A 1,967-nucleotide genomic window follows, 5' to 3' on the forward strand; every position below is an offset into this window, starting at 1 on the left:
GAGCGCAACCCTTGTTCTTTGTTGCCATCGATTCGGTCGGGAACTCAAAGAAGACTGCCGGTGATGAACCGGAGGAAGGAGAGGACGACGTCAAGTCATCATGGCCCTTACGAGTAGGGCTACACACGTGCTACAATGGCGTATACAGAGAGAAGCGAACTTGCAAAAGAGAGCCAAACTAAGAAAGTACGTCACAGTCCGGATTGGAGTCTGCAACTCGACTCCATGAAGTAGGAATCGCTAGTAATCGCGAATCAGCATGTCGCGGTGAATACGTTCTCGGGCCTTGTACACACCGCCCGTCACACCATGGAAGTGGGTTGTAAAAGAAGCAGGTATCTTTAACCTATTCGTAGGATAGAGCCTACCACTTTATGATTCATGACTGGGGTGAAGTCGTAACAAGGTAACCGTAGGGGAACCTGTGGTTGGATCACCTCCTTAAAGATGCGCAGGTGTTCGCATTTAATATCGAAGGCTTGTAGCTCAGCGGTTAGAGCACACCCCTGATAAGGGTGAGGTCGGTGGTTCAAATCCACTCAAGCCTAATCTAGAAGTTTCATAATCTTTATGGGGCTATAGCTCAAAAGGTAGAGCACCTGTTTTGCACACAGGAGGTCAGCGGTTCGATTCCGCTTAGCTCCATTGCTCTTTTAAAATCGAATGTGAAACAAGCTAAATCTCGTCAAATCGTAAAGAATTTGACGAGATTATATATTCTCATCTTGATCTGAAGGATGAAGTTGAAACATTCTTCTTTCAGTTGTGAAGGTTAGATGAACAAGCGTATTCGGTGGATGCCTTGGCAATCAGAGGCGAAGAAGGACGTGCTAATCTGCGAAAAGCGTCGATGAGCTGATAAGAAGCGTTTAATCGGCGATATCCGAATGGGGAAACCCAACTAAACGAAGTTATCGTACGATGAATAAATAGTCGTGCGAGGCAAACCGGGGAGAACTGAAACATCTTAGTACCCCGAGGAAAAGAAATCAAATGAGATTCCCTGAGTAGTGGCGAGCGAAACGGGAGAAGCCCAAGAACAAAGTTCGATATCGGTTTTTAAGAGAATGATCTTGGAAAAGACAGTCATAGAGGGTGATGACCCCGTATCTGAAAAGATCCGATATCTGGTTCGAAGAGTAGGACGGGACACGTACATCCTGTCTGAAGATGGGGGGACCATCCTCCAAGGCTAAATACTACTGATTGACCGATAGTGAACTAGTACCGTGAGGGAAAGGTGAAAAGAACCCCGGTTAGGGGAGTGAAATAGAACCTGAAACCGTATACGTACAAGCAGTAGGAGTCTAAATAATTTAGATGACTGCGTACCTTTTGTATAATGGGTCAGCGACTTATATTCTGCAGCGAGGTTAACTTCATAAGGGAGCCGTAGGGAAACCGAGTCTTAACCGGCGATAGAGTTGTAGGATATAGACCCGAAACCCGGTGATCTAGCCATGAGCAGGTTGAAGGTTAGGTAACTCTAACTGGAGGACCGAACCGACTAATGTTGAAAAATTAGCGGATGACTTGTGGTTAGGGGTGAAAGGCCAATCAAACCGGGAGATAGCTGGTTCTCCCCGAAAGCTATTTAGGTAGCGCCTCGTATGATTTCTGTTGGGGGTAGAGCACTGTTTCGGCTAGAGGGACAGAAATGTCTGCTTATCCGATGCAAACTACGAATACCGATAGATCGAATACGGGAGACACACGGCGGGTGCGAACGTCCGTCGTGGAAAGGGAAACAACCCAGATCATCAGATAAGGTCCCAAAATTATGATTAAGTGGAGAACGAAGTGGGATAGCATAGACAGCCAGGATGTTGGCTTAGAAGCAGCCATCATTTAAAGAAAGCGTAACAGCTCACTGGTCAAGTTGTCCTGCGCGGAAGATATAACGGGGCTTAAATCATATACCGAAGCTATGACAGCAGGTGTAGTTTCGACCTGCTGGGTAGGGGAGC

Annotated in this window: 2 tRNA genes and 2 rRNA genes (2 of these 4 cut by a window edge); all 4 read left to right on the forward strand. The window is 46.7% G+C overall.

Annotation, left to right across the window (positions count from 1 at the left end):
* Positions 1-444, forward strand: a 16S ribosomal RNA gene (locus AOQ87_RS02450); it begins 1,137 nt to the left of the window's first position.
* Positions 445-475: 31 nt separating this feature from the next.
* A tRNA-Ile gene (locus AOQ87_RS02455) sits at positions 476-548 on the forward strand.
* Between the two features lie 24 nt (positions 549-572).
* Positions 573-645: transfer RNA gene (locus AOQ87_RS02460), tRNA-Ala, on the forward strand.
* Positions 646-770: 125 nt separating this feature from the next.
* Positions 771-1,967: ribosomal RNA gene (locus AOQ87_RS02465) — 23S ribosomal RNA — on the forward strand (it continues 1,724 nt past the right edge of the window).
* Together the 16S and 23S rRNA genes with 2 tRNA genes alongside form the textbook arrangement of a ribosomal RNA operon.

It is taken from the genome of Candidatus Riesia pediculischaeffi, assembly GCF_002073895.1.
GTDB classification, from domain to species: domain Bacteria; phylum Pseudomonadota; class Gammaproteobacteria; order Enterobacterales; family Enterobacteriaceae; genus Riesia; species Riesia pediculischaeffi.